Below are 17,227 nucleotides of genomic sequence, written 5' to 3'. Positions count from 1 at the left end.
TGGTGATCCCCACCGGCGCAGAGCGGCGTCCGGCCTCCGCCACGAGGCGGAGGCCGGACGCTGCTGCGGTGCCGCGCCGGCTGGGCCGGCTACTTCGAGACCGTCACCTTGAGCGGTGCGCTCACCGTCGTGCCGGCGGCGTTCGTGAACTCCACCGTGTAGGTGTACGTCCCCTTGGCCTTGCCCGCGACCGGCAGGGTCGCGCGCTGCGCGCCCGGGGTGGCCGCCTTCAGGTCGCCCGCGCCGACCTCGACGCCGTTCTCGAGGAACCGGTAGGAGGTGGCGTTGGTGCCCCACCACAGGTCGGCGGTGACGGTGTACGTGCCCGCGCCGTTCTTGACGTCACTCGACAGGACGGGCTTGCCGGGCGAGGCATCCGTCACCTTCACGGTGAGCGGCTGCGTCGCGGTCGTGCCCTTCGAGTTGACCAGCTCACCGGTGAACACGTAGCTGCCGTTCACCAGGCCCTTGATGTCGACGACAGCGCTCTGCGCGCCGGGCGTCATCATCGTGAGCGGCACCTTGGCGACGAGCTCGCCGTCGCGGTAGAGCTTGAACAGCGAGCCGTTCTCGCCCCACCACAGGTTCATCGTCAGCTGGAACGTGCCGTCCTTCAGGCCGGTGTCCCATCCGTCGTTCGACGAGAGCACGCCCTTGGCCGGCGCCGTCTTCGCACCGTCGTTCGAGGCGACCTCCGGGAGGGTGACGGATGCCGTCGCCGCCGACCGCTCGCCCTCGCCGAGTGCGTTCACGCCCGCGACCTCGTACGCGTGGGTCGTGCCGAGCTCGAGCGCCTTGACGGTGCAGCTTGTGCTGCTCGTCTCGCACACCGGGTCGGTGCCGCCCGCCTCGTACACGCGGTACCCCGTGAATCCCGGACCGGTGAGGGTCGACGCATCCCACGCGACCGTGATCGAGGTGTCGCCCGCGAGGGAGGCGGTCACGTTCTGCGGCGCACCGGGGAGCGTCTCATCGGCCACGGCGAGCCACGAGATGACGGGCTTCTCGGCGCCGGCGCCCTCGTTGGTGACGAGGTAGTCGACCGTGGCGGGAGCCGTCAGCGTGAAGGTGAGCGGCGCGGCGATCGGCCCGCTCGAGCCCGACAGCGGGACCGTGCCCTTGGCGAGTTCGGTACCGCCCACCGACACCGTCTGGTACATCGCGCGGTTCAGACCCCACCATTCGGTGAACCCACCCGTGAGCGTGTAGGTGCCCGCGTCGAGAGGCAGACGGTAGACGAGCTTCGTCGTGTCCTGGTACAGACCCGTCGAGTACTTGTCGCCCACGTCGGTGGTGCCCTTCGTCTTCATGCCGTCGGCGACGTAGCCCCATTGGTCGGGGGCCGTGGAGACCTGGTCGACCCTGTCATTGCGCAGCGCGACCGTGCCCGCGACCGCGGTGTACTGCGGCGAGGCCGCCCCGCTCGTTCCCGAGTCGATGTAGTACACCAGCGCCGGCGGGACGATCTCGTAGCCCGCGACGACGGCCTGATCGGTGTCGGTCAGGCGGCCCGTGACCGTGAGCTTGCCGTACACCGTGCGCGCCTGCGCGGCGGAGGCGGCATCCCATTCGACGGCCTTCTCGGCGCCGGCGACCGTCACCGTCTCGGGAAGGTCCTCGTCGACGGTCAGCGCGCCCTGCACCCCGAGGTCGCGAGGAAGGCTCTGCACGTAGACGAGCGCGAGACGGGCGTTGTAGCCGCTCGTGCCGTTGGTGCCGAACTCCACGTCGACCACGGCGTCCGCGTCGAGCGTCAGCGTCTGCGCGACCGGCGTCGCCGATCCCGTCGACACCGCGGTCTTCGTGGTCTCGGCGCCCGCGACCTTGACCTTGGAGTAGACGTTGGTCGTGAGTCCTGCACGCGGCGCCTGGACGGCGACGATGTTGTACGAGCCCGCGGGAAGCGTCAGGTGGTACGTGACCGGCTTGTTGTAGTCGGCGCCGACGTACGACGATCCCCAGTCCGCCGGCGAGCCCGCCGCGATCGTGGTCGCCGTGGTCGAGTAGCCCCACGTCGTTCCCGCCGTCGTGCCGTCCCACTTCTGGTCGCTGGTGTCGTTGACGAGCCCCGGAGTGGATGCCTTGACCGCCGCATACACGGATCCGGCCGAGGCCCCCGTCGCGCCCGAGTCGATGAAGTAGTCGAGATCGGCCGGGGCGACCAGCACCGTGGCGCTGAAGCGCTGGTACAGGCCCGTCGACAGCTTCTCGGTCGAGCGGCCGGACGCTGCGAACGTCCCCAGCTCGGCGACGCTCTTCGCGCTCGTCGTCGACGCGAGGCTCCACGTGACCTTCGCGTTCGTGCCGGCGAGGTCGAGCTTCGCGGGCAGCGTGCGGTCGGCCGATGTGATGGTCACGACGCCCAGGTCGAGCACGTCGGGGCTGACGTCCTTCGGCACGAGGCCGTCCGCGGCCGCCGTCAGACGGGCCGCGATCGCCACAGACCCCTCGGTGTCGAGACCGTAGGCTGCCGGGTCGTCGAGCGCGGCGGTCGCGTTCGCCTTCACGGCCGCGAACACCGCCCACGTCTCGGCGCTGTACTCGGCCTCGTCCAGGCCCTTCACGGCGTCCGCCGCCGCGGCGAGCGCCGTGGTGTCGGCCTTCGCGGAGTCGGCGGTCGCGGTGACCACGCCGACGGCGTCGACGTTGATCGAGGCGTCGTTCGCCGTCTTGATGACGACCGTGTGCGGGCCGTTCGACAGGCCGCGGAGGATGAACGTGGTGCGCTCGCTGCCGGCGGCGAACGTCGGCGCCGCCGTGGCGACCTGCACGCCGTCGACGATCACGTCGAGGGTCGTGGTGCCGGCGTTGGTGCCGATGATGTCGAGACCGGTGCCGGCGAAGGAGTACGTCATCGACGCGCCCTTCGCCGTGCTCTTGGAGGCCGTGCGCTGCCACTCGAACATGCCCTGGCCGTTCGCGTGGCTCCAGTTCTTGTCGAATTGCAGCACCGGCACCGAGCGGTCCGCCCAGCTGGTCTGGTGCATCCCGTCGATCATCGTGTCGTAGTACGGCGTGTAGCCGGGCACCGTCTCGATCTTCAGGTTGTCGAACTGCACGAAGTTGAAGCTCGAACCCAGCTGGATCCGACCGGTCGCCTGGGGCGCAGCATCCGTGTACGTCGCGACCTCCACGCCGTTGACGGAGGCCGTGTACACCGAGCCGGCGACCTTCACCGCGATGTTGTTCCACACGCCCGGGCCGGTCTTGAACGCCGCGGCGGCGTTGCCCGCCACGGTGCCCGTCGAGAGCGTCGCGCCGAAGCGCATGAACGTCCACGCGCCGGTCGGGTCGATCTTCAGCTCGGCGGCCGAGACGCTCTGGCCGTTGGCCGTGCCGCCCTGCTCGCGCGCGCCGATGGTCGCGTACTGGGATCCGGATGCCTCGAACAGCACGTCCGACGAGACCGTGTAGTTCGCCCAGCGGGCGTCGCCGATCGTCGTCTTCGGGTCGCCGCCGTTCCATGCACCGCCGGCCATTCCCGGGCCGACCTGCTGGCGGAGCACGCGGTCGTGCGCGGCGTCCGGGGTCGCGACCGACTCGAACGCGCCGTTCGTGTCGTTCGTGTACCGCGGCGTGGCGCCGTTGTCCTCGGCCTGCACTGCGGGAGTGCCGCCCGGCTTGGACTGGTTGCCGCGGCTGTCGAGGAACGACTCGCCGGTGTCGACGAGCTGACCGGTCGCGGGGTCGTAGCCCTTGATCGCGCCCTGCTCGGTGTAGTCGAAGTCGTCGGCGTAGAGGAACGCGTCGTCGGTCACGCCGTTGACGTTGCCGCTCGCGTCGGTGTCGAGCACGTCGCGGCCGCCGTCGGCGTCGGTGTACTCCTTCGACGTCGGCAGTGCGCTGCCGTAGCCGTCCTTCGCCGTGAGCGTGCCGCCCGCACCGGCGGTCGCGTGATCGAGCGTCGTGAACGTGACGGCCGACCACGGCTTGACGGTGACGGTGTACGTGCCGTCGGCGGCGGGGGTGACCTCGCCGACCGGCTTGAGGTAGTTCGCGTCGTACGCCTGGCCGCCGTCGGCCGCCCGCGTCTCCCACACCTCACCGGTCTGGTCGGCGCCGAGGTTCAGGTCCTTGGCGACGATCCGGTAGGTCTTCGTGAACTTCGAGTCGTTGATGATGACGGTAGAGAAGTCCGAGGCGTCCGGCGCCGCGAGCGTCGTGTACGACGCTCCGCCGGCACGCGCGCCGCCCGGCGGGTTGCCCGTGCCGAGCTCGCTGCCCGACGCCTTCGGGATCGCGCGCCAGATGCCGGCGGTGTTGTCGGCGTTCTCCCACCCGAGCTTCGCGAACTGGGTGAAGTGCTCGATCACGGCCAGGCCGCCGTCGTAGTACATCCAGCCCGACCACGGGTCACGGGCGTTCACGAGCTCCTTCGACGAGTACTGGAATCCGTCGTAGAACGAGCCGATCGCCGGCTGGAAGATGTTCATGGTGCGCCGCGACGCGTGGAAGCCGGTCGTGACCCAGTTGCCCATCTCGAGCGCGCTGTTGGTGCCGCCGAACTGGGTGCCGAACCCGCCCTGCTCGTCGCTCGCGTTGTTGTTCGGGCGGTCGGCCGAGTTCGAGAAGGTCGACTGGCCCTCCGAGTTCCAGACCTCCTTGTCGAGCTGCTCGGCGATCTTCTTCATGTTGCCCGCGCTGTCGTCGGCGCTCGAGTAGTGGAAGCCGACGACGTCGACCGCGTCGCGCAGCGACGCGTCGGTGGCCGAGGTCATCGCGTTGCCGAACGCGACCGGCGGCGTGCCGACGGTGTCGGCCGCGATCGTCTGGATGGCGCGGTAGAGGTTCTTCTCCTCCTCCGACGCGAACCCGTTGTTCGGGTCGGACGCGGTCGCACCCTCGTAGCCCTTCTCGTCGCCGCGCACCCAGCTCGAGAAGTTCTTGTACAGCGGGATGTTGGGGCTCGAGGTCTCGTTCGTGTCGGGGTTGATCGAGTCGACCATGACCCCGAACTCGCGGTAGGCGGCGAGCACGGTGTTCTTGAACCAGATGTACTGGTCGGTGTCATTCGCGACCCACGCCGGGCGGTTCCAGCGGAGCAGGCTCAGGTGGATGTCGCCGTGGGCGACGAGCTGCGCGTCGGCGGCGAGCTGGAAGCCGGGCTCGCGGAGCACGTTGGGGTACTCGTCGCGCGTGCGCATCGTCGATGCGTTCGGGCCGGTCGAGGTGTTGCGGTCGTTGCCCATCTCGATCTTGACCGTGTTCATGATCGGGTGGTCCCCGCCGAACAGCGTCTCGATGAGCTCCCAGTACGCCTCCGGGTGCTGGGACTTGTAGTCCAGCAGCAGCGCGCTCGTCGAGTTCGCCGACAGCACGCCGAAGCCCTTGAACGTGAGGCCGTTCTTGTTCTGCGCGGCCGCCGCGATGTCGGCGCCCGTGACGTTCACGGTGACGGGATCAGCGCCCGCCGCCTGAGCCATGGTCGGCACGGCGAGCGGCGCCGCGACCACCGCAGCGGTCACCACCGCTGCCAGCGTCATGCGCACCCGTCGTGGTCTCCGTCCGTCCTTCGGACGAGGCATCCATCCCTGCGACATCGCAGTCTCCGTTTCCCCTGGGGCTTCTCCCGTGCGCTCGCGGATCCGGACCGGCCTCGACGCACGAATGGGGCACGACCGCGTGCCCGCAGCGAAATCCTCTCGTGAGAGGGAGGGATGCGGGAACCAAAACGAACACACTCGTTCAGTCTTGAACCGAATCGAACACACTTGTACGCTGAGGCGATCATGGAGCAGCCGACCGACCCGCCCGCCTTCGGACTCTCCCGCCGCGAGCACATCCTCGACGAGCTGCGCCGCTCGGGCTCGGTGCGGGTGGCCGACCTCGCGCGCGAGCTCGGGGTCTCCGAGCTCACCATCCGTCGTGACATCGGCCAGCTCGCCGACCGCGGCCTCGTCACCCGCGTGCACGGCGGGGCGACGCTGCGCAGCCGGCTCGACACGACAGTCCCCGCCTCGTCGGGCGCCGCCATCCGGTTCCGGGTCGGGATGGTCGTGCCGTCGCTCAGCTACTACTGGCCCCACATCATGATCGGCGCGCGGGCCGCGGCGACCGAACTCGGCGTCCAGCTGATCCTCCGGGGTGCGACTTACGCCGTCGACGACCAGCGCCGGCAGATCGCCTCCCTCGTCGAGTCCGGCAGCCTGCACGGCCTCATCGTGGCGCCCGAGACCCTCGGCGCCGACGGGCGCGCGCTGCTGCACTGGCTCGAGGCTCTGCCGATCCCCGTCGTGCTCGCCGAGCGCCGCGTGCCGTCGGCGCTCGCGCTCACGCGGCTCGAGTGGGTGACCACCGACCACGTCTTCGGCGGCTCGCTCGCGGCCGATCACCTCGCCTCGCTGGGCCACCGTCGCGTCGGCATCCTGACGTCTGCCGGTTCCCCGACGTCATGGCAGCTGCGCCGCGGGTGGGACCGCGCCGTCGAGGGGCTCGGTCTCGAGTGCCTCGTCGACGTCGACGCGACGCTCGACGCCCTGGACGGGGTCGCCCGCGAGGCGCTGATCGCCGACGTGCTCGAGCGATGCCGCGAGACGCGCACCACCGCACTCCTCATCCACAACGACCCGCAGGCGGTGCTGCTGCAGCAGCAGGCGCGCGACCACGGCTGGGCGATCCCCGAAGACCTCGCGATCGTCGCCTACGACGACGAGGTCGCCGAGAGCGCGGAGCCCGCCATCACGGCGCTGCGTCCGCCCAAGCAGCAGGTCGGCCGTCTCGCGGTCGAGACGATGGTCGCCCGGCTCAGCGAGGGAGCGCGGCGCCCGGTGCAGCGCGTGTACCTGCTGCCCGAACTGCTGCCGCGCGCCTCCACTGTGGGCACCGTGCACTGACCCGCCCCCTCTTCGACAGGTCAACCGGGGCTCTGCAGGCCCTCCGAACTCAGTGCGGTCCTGCGGAAGCGCGGTTGACCTGTTGAAACGCACCACCGGAGGGCGGCAACGCAGGCCAATTTGCACGATAATACATTTAGTGCAAAACTGCATGATGTGACAGATAGTGCAGAAGGGCTCCGCGAGCGCCGGCGCGCCGAGACCACGCGCACCCTGATCCGCGCCGCACGACGGTTCACCGCCGAGCACGGCCTGGCCGGCTTCACCCTCGAGGAGCTGTGCAGCGAGGCCGAGGTCTCGCGACGCACGTTCTTCAACTACTTCGCTTCGAAGGACGACGCCGTCCTCGGCATCCCTCTGGAGCGATCGGATGCTGCCGCCATCGCCCGCTTCCTCGCCGGCGCCTCCGACGAGTCGGGCATCTCACCGAACCTGCTCACCGACCTCGCTCTCCTCGCCGAGGAGCGCTGGCGCGCGCTCGACATCGCCCCCGACACGGTGCAGGACCTGTTCCGCGCGGTCGAGAAGGAGCCGCGGCTGCTCGCGCGCATGCTCGAACTCGGGTTCGAGGGCGAGCAGTTCGACGCCCGCCTGATCGAGCAGCGCGAGAACCTCCTGTCGGGCGATCTCCGCGCGCAGGTCGCCGCCCAGGTCATCGGCGCCCTCGTCCGGTCGGCCGCCGGCGAGTTCCTGAAGCCCGGCAACGCCGAATCGTTCACCCGGATCTTCGAGCGACGCATCGGCGCGGCGCGCGACCTCTTCGCCACGCAGACCGCAGTGATGGGAACCCCCGAATGACCACCGCCACCGTCCCGACCGCCACGCCCGGCCCAGACGCGCCGTTCCTGCTCACGCAGCGGCGCATCTGGATCATCTTCTCCGCGCTCATCGCGGGCATGCTCCTGTCGAGCCTCGACCAGACCATCGTCTCGACCGCGATGCCGACGATCGTCGGCGAGCTCGGCGGTGTCTCGCACCAGGTCTGGATCACGACCGCCTACATCCTCGCGACCACGATCGTCATGCCGATCTACGGCAAGTTCGGCGACGTGCTGGGCCGGCGACGACTGTTCATGGTGGCGATCGCGATCTTCACACTGGCGTCGGTCGGCTGCGCGTTCGCCACCGACTTCTGGATGTTCGTCGTCTTCCGCGCGATCCAGGGTCTCGGCGGTGGCGGCCTCATGATCCTGTCGCAGGCGATCATCGCCGACATCGTCCCCGCCGACCAGCGCGGAAAGTACCTCGGCCCTCTGGGCGGTGTCTTCGGCCTCGCGGCCGTGGCCGGCCCGCTGCTCGGCGGCTTCTTCGTCGACCACCTGACCTGGCAGTGGGCGTTCTACATCAACATCCCGGTCGGCATCGCGGCGTTCTTCATCGCCGTGTTCGCGCTGAAGCTGCCGAACAAGAAGGCTGAGAAGCCGATCGACTGGCTGGGCGTGCTGTTCCTGACGGCGGCGACGACCTGCCTCATCTTCTTCACGGACTTCGGCGGCTCGGCGGACCAGGGCTGGGACTCCGGCGCGACCTGGGCGTGGGGTGCGGGCCTGGTCGCCTCGGCGGGACTGTTCATCTTCACCGAGTCGCGTGCGGCAGACCCGATCATGCCGCTGTCGATGTTCCGCAACCCGATCTTCATCAACGCCACCGCCATCGGCATGGCGATCGGAATCGGCATGTTCGCGGCTCTCGGCTTCGTGCCGACGTTCCTCCAGATGTCGTCGGGCACGTCGGCGGCAGCATCCGGTCTCCTCATGCTCCCGATGATGGTCGGCGTCATGGGCATGTCGATCGCCTCCGGCCTGCTCATCACGAAGACCGGCAAGTACAAGCTGTTCCCGATCGCCGGCACGCTCATCGTCGGCGTCGCGATGGTGCTGATGACGACGCTCACCGCCTCGACGCCGATCTGGCTGATCTGCACCTACCTGTTCCTGTTCGGCGTCGGCCTCGGCTGCATCATGCAGGTCGTCGTGCTGGTCGTGCAGAACGCCGTGCCCGCCGCGGATCTCGGAACCGCGACCTCGACGAACAACTACTTCCGCGAGGTCGGTGCGGCGCTCGGCACCGCTGTGTTCGGCACGCTCTTCACGACGCGCCTCACCGAGAACCTGACGAAGGTCTTCACGGACGCCGGAGCCAGCCCTGAGCAGGCGGGCGAGGCGACATCGAGCATCGACCCCTCGGTGCTGAACTCGCTGCCCGACACGGTCAAGACGGGAGTCGTGGACGCGTATGCCGACGCACTCGCGCCCGTGTTCTGGTACCTCGTGCCGTTCATCGCGATCGCCTTCGTGCTGGCGCTCTTTCTCAAGCAGATCCCGCTGTCGGACGTCGCCGGGCTCGTCGCGCGCGGCGAGGCGATCGGCGGCGAGGAGGCCGAGCGCCTGGAGGCCGAGCGGCTGAAGGCCGAGCAGCACAGCGCCGCTCCCACCGGACGCGCACGCCGCCGCACGCGCGAGAAGGACCGCGCCGCGCGGTAGTCAGGCTCCGAACCGGCGCTGCACGTCGCCGTAGCGCTGCTCAGTCGTCGAGCCGCTGTCCGAGTTCGATGATGAGCCCTTCCGGCCCGCGGACGTAGCAGACGAGCCACACGTCCTCGTAGTTCACGAGCTCCGCCATGGTGTCGTACCCGGCGGCGCGGACCTGGGCGAGCACCCCCTCGACATCGTCGACGCGGTAGGCGAGGTGGCGCAGGCCCAGCGTGTTCGACGGGAGATCGCCGACGGATGCCGGGCTCTCCGGTCGCAGGAACTGCGAGAGCTCGATCGCTCCCGAGCCGTCGGGCGCGGTGAGGAACACCATCTCGACGTCGGTGCCGCTGAGCCCGTTGACGCGATCCGCCCACGGGCCGCCGACGCGGGCCTTCTCGCCGTGGTGGAATCCGAGCATCTCGAGGAAGCCCGCCATCGCCTCGAGATCCTCGACGATGAGGCCGATGTGCTCGAAGCTGCGGACGCCCACCCTCGCGACCTTAGGCGTCGAACGGGCGCAGCGGTACCCCGTCGTCGTTCGACGGTCGGCTCAGGCGAACAGCCCGAGCAGGCGCACGCACTGGCGCGGGTCGTGGGTGAGGCCGCGCTGCAGCCCCCACAGCAGGTACGACATGCTCCGCACGATCACCCAGCGACGCGCGCGCTCGGACGGCACCCCGGCCGCATCGACGAATCCGTCGAACGCCGCGAACACGTCGTCGTCGGCCTCCAGCTCGTCCAGCCGCGACCACAGCGCGCGGCCGATGTCGTACTCCGGGTCGCCACGCAGCAGTACCGGATCGACCACGGTCCACGGCAGCCGGCCTCCGGCGAGCACCTGCTCGAAGTGGAGGTCGCCGTCGACCGAGAGCGGCTCGTCGGGCGCTGATGCGATCACGGATGCTGCCGCCACCGCCGCGTCGAGCACCTCGGGCGTGGTCGGCCCGGCGAGGGCCTCCCACTCCGCCGGGAACGCCACGATCGCCTCGGCCGCGATATCACGCGTGCTGCGCGCGTCCGCAGCGGCGGGGATCGCGAGCACCCTCGTGAGGGCGCCCAGCATCACGATGGCCTCCTGCACGGGCTCGCCCTGCAGGGTGCGGTCGTGGTCGAGCCGCTCGAGGAGCGTTGCGCCGGCGTCGGTGTCGGCGTCCCACAGCAGGACGACGCCACGGCCGTTCCAATGCGCGAGCGCGGCGGTCTCGGTGGCGACGTCGTCGCCCGGTGGCGCGAGCCGCAGCACCGCGCGCTCGTCGCCGCGCCGTACCGGCACGACGAGCGCGTTGGAGCCGTGGAGGGTGGCGCCGTCGACGACGAGCCCCCATCGATGGCACTGCCGGTCGACGAGATCGGGGAGCCGGTCGAGCCACTCCCGTCCCTCACCGTCGTACCGCCACCGCGGCATGTCGCGGAAAGAAGGAGGGACGACGATCACCGCCCCAGCGTAGACGCGACATCCGACCGCGTCGCGCGCAGGAATCGTGCAGCCGTCAGGGCGCAAGCAGCGCGACCGCCCCCACGGCGACGACGACCAGCGCGAAGGAGAGCGCGACCCCTGCTTTCCATCTGTCCGGGTGCGACAGCCAGACGGGAACATCGAGCAGCTGCACCAGCACGGTGACGGCCGCGACGGCGAAGACCCAGCCCCGGACCTCCCACCTCCACGCGAGCCCGACACCGAGTGCGCCGATCAGCGCCGCGACGACGAGAGCGGCGCATCGGATGAGGAGGTACCAGCCCGTGGTGCGCGCGACATGGTCCTCGGCGCGGGCGCCCTTGACGGCGGCCAGACCGCCGAGGATCCCGAATGCGTTCACCACGGCGCTGACCAGGGCGAGGGCCAGGACCCATCCGTTCATGCCGCCCACCTTAGAGCTGGCACATGGCCCGGCACCGCACCGCCGTGCCGCTGCTCTGGCCGTCGCTGTAGCCGCCGGTGGGTCAGCCGTCCGAGCTCGAGGGCGAGGGCGTCGGCGCGGGGACCGCCGCCTGCAGATCGGAGACGTGCTTCTGGAATGCGGCGACGGTCGCGGCATCCACCGTCCCCGTCGGCTCGACGCCCAACTCCGTCTGGAAAGCCTGCAACGCGGCGGTCAGCTCCGGCGTCCACACGCCGTCGACCGGCCCGTCCCAGTAGCCGGAGAGCGTGAGCGTCTGCTGCAGCGCAGCCGTCGACGCCACCGACTCCTGCGCGGCGGCGCCGCCCAGCTCGGCCAGCTTCGCCTGCAGCGCCTCGGCGGTCGCCTTGTCGACGGTGCCGGTGACCGGGAGTCCGGCGGCCTTCTGCAGGTCCTCGACGGCCTGCACCGTCAGCGGCCCGTAGACACCGTCGACGGTGCCCGTGTAATACCCCGCGACAAGCAGGTCCTGCTGCAGCGCCGACGTGTAAGCGCGGACAGCGGCTTCGGCCTGCGCCGCCTGCTCGTCGGTCAGGCAGCCGGCATCCGCGAACAGCGCGAGCCACGCCATCTCGAGCGCGACCGCGGCGCTGTTGAACTGCTCGGCCGCGTCCTTCAGGGGCGTGTCATCGGTGACGGATGCCTCGGCCGACGCGAGCTCGGATTCTGCCTGCTTCACCCGCTCGACCGACGCGGTCGGCGCGAGCGGCGTGCTCGACGGCGCCGCGGGCGCGGGCTCGGTCGGCGTGCCCGTCGGACCTGCCTCCGCCTCCGCGAGCGCGACCTGCGCGTCGACGAGCTCCTGCTGCGCGTCGTGCAGCGCCTGGTTCGCGGTCACGGCCGCCTCGGCGCTGTCGACCACGTCCTGCCGCGGCGCGGCGAGGTCGGCGCCCGCGTTGCGGACATCGCCGACGGTCGGAGCGGTGTCGTTGAGCACGTCGCCGTAGCGGTCGAGCGCCTCGATGTAGTCCTTGCCGGCGCCGCAGAACGCGCCCGACGCCGTGGTGAGCTCGGTCTGCGCCTCGGCGACCGCATCCTCCTTCGCCGAAACCTGGGCCTTCGCCCGCTCGACCGGGTCGGCCTCGGCGGCGCATCCGGCGAGGACCACGGCCGCGACCGTGCCCGCGACGACGATGGCGCCCAGCCGCGCCGACACCCTGGTGCGAAGCGTGTGCATGTCGCGCCCCCTTCTGAACCGAAGCATGTGAGCCACATCATGGCACCGCGAACCGACTCGACGCGTCATGCGGGTCGCATGAGTTCCGCGGGCGTCGACCCGGAGGTAGTCTGCGACGAGTCGGCGATCCGGAGGAGAAGCCATGACGACGATCGACCCCGAGCGCGACCTCACCCTCGATCGTGTGATCCGCGCTCCTCGCGAGGCCGTCTGGGAGTCCTGGACCACACCGAGCCTGCTCGCGCGATGGTGGGTGCCGGCGCCCACCGTCGCCCGCGTGGACCGACTCGAGGTCAGCCCCGGCGGCGCCTTCGTCACGAGCATGAGCGACAACGGCGCACCGTTCGTCCCCCACACGGACTCCGTCTTCCTCGTGGTCGAGCCGCATCGCCGCCTCGTCTTCACCAACGCCGTCGACAGCGGCTGGCACCCGGCGAAGCCGGAGCCGGTCGCGATGACCGCCGAGATCACCTTCGACGACCACACGGACGGCACCGTCTACCGCGTGGTGGTGCGCCACGGCGATGCCGCCGCCCGCGCACGCCACGAAGCGCTCGGGTTCTCCGAGGGCTGGGGCGCGGTTACGGCATCGCTCGCCGCCCTGGCCGAGGGTGGCGCCCGGCCGTAGTCACGTCTGCCGAAAGAGCCCGCTGCTGCCCATCAGCCGCGAAGGCGTGAGGATGATCGTGACCCGGAGGGGGTTGACGCGGGGCTGGCGGTATCGCTCGGCGTAGAGGCCGACCGCGAGTGCGACCTCGTCGGGATCGTCATGCACCGTGGCGGTGCCCTGGAACGAGAGCCAGCGTGCGCCGTCCACCTGGCTGATCGTGGCGGTGCCGTCGCGCCGCACGTTCCGGACTTTCTGCGAGTCGCGCGACGTGATGATGCGCAGCAGCCCGTCGTGCAGCGTGAAGCCGACCGCGACCGCGTGGATGCCGCCCCACGGCGCCATCGTCGAGAGTGTGCCGATGTGCCGTTCGCGCACGAACTCGATTCCCGCCTCCGACAATTCCCGCACGCTCCCACGCTACCCGGCGGATCCGCGCGGCACGCGCCGGGACTCCCGATCGCGGCGCGGAGAATCTACAGTTCGATGAGGGACGCGTAGATGCGCCTCCAGTCCCCGGAGGAGGCAGCACATATGGTGACCAGCATCCCGCTCTCGAGTGGAACACGGATGCCGCAGCTCGGCCTGGGCGTCTACCTCGTCACCGACGTGGCGGTGTGCGAGTCGAGTGTGAAGTCCGCTCTCGACTCGGGGTACCGGCTCATCGACACCGCGGCCATCTATCGCAACGAACGGGCGGTGGGGCGCGGCATCCGTTCGTCCGGGGTCCCCCGCGAGGAGATCTTCCTCACGACGAAGCTGTGGCCCTCGGACTACAGCTACGACAAGGCGCGCGCCGCGATCGGCGGCGCGCTGGAACGACTCGACTGCGGCGCTCTCGACCTGCTGCTCCTGCATCAGCCCGTCGGCGACGTGAAGGGCGCATGGCGGGCGATGGAGGATGCCGTCGACCAGGGCGTCGTGCGCGCGATCGGGGTGAGCAACTTCGCGGTGTCGGATCTCGAGCGCCTGCTTCCGGCGGCGCGGATCCCGCCCGCGGTGGACCAGGTCGAGCTGCACCCGCACTGGCAGCAGCCGGACCTGCTCGCCTTCCTGGCCCAGCACGCGATCATCCCCGAGGCGTGGTACCCGCTCGGTCACGGGTCGACGAAACTCCTCGCAGAGCCCGCGGTCCTGGGAGCCGCGGCCGCGCACGGGAAGTCGGCGGTCCAGATCATCCTGCGCTGGCACGTGCAGCGCGGGTTCGTGGCCATCCCGAAATCGACCAACCCCGCACACATCGCGGCGAACATCGACGTCTTCGACTTCGAGCTGAGTCCCGCCGAGATGGCCGGCATCGACGCGCTCGGCAAGGACCGCCCGATGTTCCGCCTGCCGCGCTGGATGATGGCGGCAACCATGCCGCTGGCCCGCCCGCGACCGCTCGCGTGAGGACGGGTCGACACGACATCACCGCGGTCGAGGCCACGAGCTCTGGGCCGCCATCCACGGCGACCCGGTGTACACCCTCACGTCGCCCGGTTCACTGTCGATGAGGACGACCACCGCTGTATCGTCCGTCCGCCAGCGGCTCAGCGCAGCGGAGAGCGGCATGAAGACGCTGCGGCGCGGCATCCGTCCGCCCCTCGATGACCGATGCCCTTCGGGTCTATCGTTCTCGCATGACGACGACTCCGCCCGGATGGTACGACGACGGCCACGGCGCGAACCGCTGGTGGGACGGCACCCGCTGGACGGAGCGTGTGGCGGGGACGGATGCCGCGCCTGCGGCGTCTCCGGCGGTGCCCGGCGCGGCGGTCCACGGGGTCCAGCACGATGGGGCGACGGTCACCGCGGTCGCGGCGCCGCCGGAGCCGAAGTCGAGCCGGTGGATCGTGTGGGTCGTGATCGGCGCGGTCGTGCTCGTTGCCCTGATCGGCGCGGCGGTGGCGATTCCGCTGCTGACGCTCGCTGCCTCGAGAGTCGGTGGGCTCGCCGGCGAGGATACTCCCGTCGACGCCGACCAGAAGGCGGCCGTCGCAGCCGTGGAGCTGTACGACGACGCCTGGCAGGACGCGGACTGCCAGGCCTTCATGGCGTCCACCACCGAGGCTTTCCGGGCGCAGGCAGGGCTCGCCGACTGCTCCGCGTTCGAGACCGAGGCCGAGGGGTTCGGCCTCGCCGTGGAGGACTACGAGGTGGATCTCACCGGCGTGCGCCGCAGTGACGAGGCAATCGTGGTCAGCACCACCGAGACGTACAGCCGGCTGGTCGGCGAAGATGGAAACCCGCTCGACGAGCCCGTCGACGAGTCCATCGACTGGGAGTACACGGTGGTCGCCGACGGAGACGACTGGGTCATCGACAGCCTCGAGTGAGCGAGGGTAGTGCCCCCGGCGCGGGCAGCGGACTATGATCCGGCCATGGGGAGCTCTGGGGGCTCGCGCACGGGTGGCCTGGGTGCCTGCTCGCGCCTGCGGGCGGGAACACTGATCGTGATCGTCACGCTGGTCGCGGCGGGTCTGATCGCGTCGCCGGCGTCGGCTGTGACCGGCCCGCCGGGGGGATCAGGGGGACGCGCTCTCGACGCGCCGTCGCCTTCACCGGCGGCCGGCAACGAGGCGGACACGATGGCCACCGTCGCGCACTACGAAGAGGCGTTCGCGGAAGTGGACTGCGACCTCTTCGAACAGGTCACGACGCAGAGATTCCGCGACCGGAGCGGCCTCGCCGACTGCGACTCGTTCACGAGGAACGCGCAGGGCCGTGCGCAGGCGCTGGACTCGGTCGTGGTGGATCCCGTGTCGGCCGAGGGGAGAGGTCGCGCCAAGATCGCGGCGCTCGTGCACACCACGATCACGAGCAACCGGGAGGAGGACGGGGAGGCCACCGAGGATCCGTGACGTCGGAGTACGACTTCCGCTATCACCTCGTCCACTACGAGGGCGCGTGGAAGGTCGATGTCGTCCACATGCTTCCCGATGGGCGCAACGAGGGCGAGGTCACGGAGGAGGAGCAGGAGGCAGTGACACGGATGCTGGTCGACTGGCGTGCGGCATACACTGCCGGCGACTGCGACGCCCTGCTGGCGTCGACGACGGCAGGCTATCGGGAGGAGATGGGGTGGACGGACTGCCCCGCCTTCCAGCAGCACATCGCCGACCAGAACGCGTACTGTCCGATGGACGTGCACCAGGAGGACATCCGGTCACACACCGCGGTCGACGACCACGTCGGAGAGATCATGCTCGACGTGGTCGAGGTCTGCACCCTCCAGACGGATGAGTTCGGAGAGCCGATCGACCCGCCGTACGAGGCGGGCGCGCCCTACCGCTACCATCTCGTGAACGAAGACGGCGAGTGGCGCATCGCTGAGGGAGACAACGGAGCGGCGGCCGAGGACGAACCGTCGAACGAGAATGAGCGCGCAGCCGTCGAGACCATCCGCAGCTACAACCAGGCGTGGGTCGATGCGGACTGCGACGCGTACATGGCTACCACGACGGAGTCGTTCCGGATCGACCTCAACGTGAACGGGTGCGCGGGCTTCGCTCCCGCAGCGCGCTCATACTCGGAAGGCGTCGCGAACTTCGAGAACACCCCGACCGACATCGAGCGCCCCTCCATGCAGGCCATGGAGATCAAGGTGCACGAGACCTACGATTCCCTCACCGATGTCGACGGCCAACCGCTCGAAGAGCCGTTCCTCATCGACGAGTACTGGGTGTACACGCTCCTCCTCGTCGACGGTGCGTGGGTGATCAGCGAGGTCTTGATGCTCGTATGAGCCGGCTCAGCCGGTGCGGGTGCCGACGATGGTGGACGGCGGGAAGGGTCCCGCCTGGGCCGTGCCCGTGAGCCGGTTGCCGACCACGTGCAGCGCGACGGCGAGCGACATCGGCAGCGGCGCGACGAGGTCGAGTGTGAACTCGGCCGTGTCACCCGTGGCCGTGCCGCCTCGGATCGCGATCGGGCCGGTGGGGCCGATCGCGGTGCCTGAAAGCGAGGTTCCGACCGTCGTCAGTGTGACGTCGAAATGGTGGGATCCCGCAAGCGTCGCGACCTCGATCGCCCACTTGCCGTCGATAGCTGCCACGCCGACCTCTCCTTCGTCCGAACGGCCGTGCGACCGTCGAGGCCATTCTGCTCGGCGCGCGGCCATCGCGCGACCGACGGCGCGGATGACCCGCAGGCCTGCGTCGGCAATCCATCGTGTTAACGCGGAATGGCCACCCGTGTGGGTGGCCATTCCGTGAATGGGTGTCCGGCGGTGTCCTACTCTCCCACAGGGTCCCCCC

15 protein-coding genes are annotated in these 17,227 nt (G+C 70.0%); 8 read left to right on the top strand and 7 right to left on the bottom strand.

All coding sequences use genetic code 11. The features are described from left to right. Nucleotides 1–89: 89 nt before the first annotated feature. Nucleotides 90–5,483 carry a fibronectin type III domain-containing protein gene (locus tag ASF40_RS19035; protein WP_162239877.1) on the bottom strand — a complete coding sequence of 1,798 codons (5,394 nt, stop codon included), beginning with the start codon at nt 5,481–5,483 and terminating at the stop codon, nt 90–92. A gap of 246 nt (nt 5,484–5,729) precedes the next feature. Here ASF40_RS19035 and ASF40_RS19030 point away from each other — a divergent pair, with 246 nt between their 5' ends. From ASF40_RS19030 to ASF40_RS19020, 3 genes are all read left to right on the top strand, one after another. Beyond that, nucleotides 5,730–6,833, top strand: coding sequence for a substrate-binding domain-containing protein (locus tag ASF40_RS19030; RefSeq protein WP_056372378.1), 1,104 nt, complete (start codon nt 5,730–5,732; stop codon nt 6,831–6,833). 156 nt (nt 6,834–6,989) lie between these two features. Then, nucleotides 6,990–7,631, top strand: a complete 642-nt coding sequence (locus tag ASF40_RS19025; RefSeq protein WP_056372105.1) for a TetR/AcrR family transcriptional regulator — start codon at nt 6,990–6,992, stop codon at nt 7,629–7,631. Further along, nucleotides 7,628–9,316 (top strand): MDR family MFS transporter, encoded by a 1,689-nt coding sequence (locus ASF40_RS19020; protein ID WP_056372103.1) that lies wholly within the window; start codon nt 7,628–7,630, stop codon nt 9,314–9,316. The genes ASF40_RS19025 and ASF40_RS19020 overlap by 4 nt, the downstream gene beginning before the upstream one ends. Before the next feature lie 40 nt (nt 9,317–9,356). Here ASF40_RS19020 and ASF40_RS19015 read toward each other — a convergent pair whose 3' ends face one another. From ASF40_RS19015 to ASF40_RS19000, 4 genes are all read right to left on the bottom strand, one after another. Beyond that, complete coding sequence (locus ASF40_RS19015; protein WP_056372102.1) at nt 9,357–9,797, bottom strand: VOC family protein; 441 nt, start codon at nt 9,795–9,797, stop codon at nt 9,357–9,359. Nucleotides 9,798–9,857: 60 nt separating this feature from the next. Next, the gene (locus ASF40_RS19010) at nt 9,858–10,742 is read right to left on the bottom strand and encodes an aminoglycoside phosphotransferase family protein (protein ID WP_235560291.1); all 885 of its coding nucleotides are present in this window, start codon (nt 10,740–10,742) and stop codon (nt 9,858–9,860) included. Between the two features lie 55 nt (nt 10,743–10,797). Next, nucleotides 10,798–11,166 (bottom strand): hypothetical protein, encoded by a 369-nt coding sequence (locus ASF40_RS19005; RefSeq protein ID WP_056372100.1) that lies wholly within the window; start codon nt 11,164–11,166, stop codon nt 10,798–10,800. 82 nt (nt 11,167–11,248) lie between these two features. Then, nucleotides 11,249–12,382, bottom strand: a complete 1,134-nt coding sequence (locus ASF40_RS19000; RefSeq protein WP_056372098.1) for a peptidoglycan-binding domain-containing protein — start codon at nt 12,380–12,382, stop codon at nt 11,249–11,251. Between the two features lie 142 nt (nt 12,383–12,524). Between ASF40_RS19000 and ASF40_RS18995 the strand changes: the two genes are divergently transcribed. Next, entirely contained in the window at nt 12,525–13,010 is a 486-nt protein-coding gene (locus tag ASF40_RS18995) for an SRPBCC domain-containing protein (RefSeq protein ID WP_056372096.1), read from the top strand. Here ASF40_RS18995 and ASF40_RS18990 read toward each other — a convergent pair whose 3' ends face one another. Next, the gene (locus tag ASF40_RS18990) at nt 13,011–13,400 is read right to left on the bottom strand and encodes a PPOX class F420-dependent oxidoreductase (protein ID WP_056372094.1); all 390 of its coding nucleotides are present in this window, start codon (nt 13,398–13,400) and stop codon (nt 13,011–13,013) included. It abuts the gene before it with no gap. 123 nt (nt 13,401–13,523) lie between these two features. Between ASF40_RS18990 and ASF40_RS18985 the strand changes: the two genes are divergently transcribed. The 4 genes from ASF40_RS18985 (at nt 13,524) to ASF40_RS18970 (ending at nt 16,716) form a co-directional block, all read left to right on the top strand. Beyond that, nucleotides 13,524–14,381: an aldo/keto reductase gene (locus tag ASF40_RS18985; protein ID WP_200919537.1), complete on the top strand. Its 858-nt coding sequence runs from the start codon at nt 13,524–13,526 to the stop codon at nt 14,379–14,381. Nucleotides 14,382–14,611: 230 nt separating this feature from the next. Beyond that, nucleotides 14,612–15,307, top strand: a complete 696-nt coding sequence (locus ASF40_RS18980) for a DUF2510 domain-containing protein (protein ID WP_056372092.1) — start codon at nt 14,612–14,614, stop codon at nt 15,305–15,307. A gap of 45 nt (nt 15,308–15,352) precedes the next feature. Further along, the gene (locus ASF40_RS18975; protein ID WP_157549821.1) at nt 15,353–15,832 is read left to right on the top strand and encodes a hypothetical protein; all 480 of its coding nucleotides are present in this window, start codon (nt 15,353–15,355) and stop codon (nt 15,830–15,832) included. Further along, the gene (locus tag ASF40_RS18970; protein WP_056372088.1) at nt 15,829–16,716 is read left to right on the top strand and encodes a hypothetical protein; all 888 of its coding nucleotides are present in this window, start codon (nt 15,829–15,831) and stop codon (nt 16,714–16,716) included. Before ASF40_RS18975 ends, ASF40_RS18970 begins: the two co-directional genes overlap by 4 nt. 6 nt (nt 16,717–16,722) lie before the next feature. On the opposite strand, the gene ASF40_RS18965 is transcribed toward ASF40_RS18970, so the two are convergent. After that, nucleotides 16,723–17,025, bottom strand: a complete 303-nt coding sequence (locus tag ASF40_RS18965; protein ID WP_056372086.1) for a hypothetical protein — start codon at nt 17,023–17,025, stop codon at nt 16,723–16,725. Between the last annotated feature and the right edge of the window lie 202 nt (nt 17,026–17,227).

The organism is Microbacterium sp. Leaf288 (assembly GCF_001422925.1).
GTDB lineage: Bacteria > Actinomycetota > Actinomycetes > Actinomycetales > Microbacteriaceae > Microbacterium.
The sequence above is the reverse complement of the archived record's forward strand: the minus strand, read 5'-3'. Positions and strand labels throughout refer to the sequence as shown.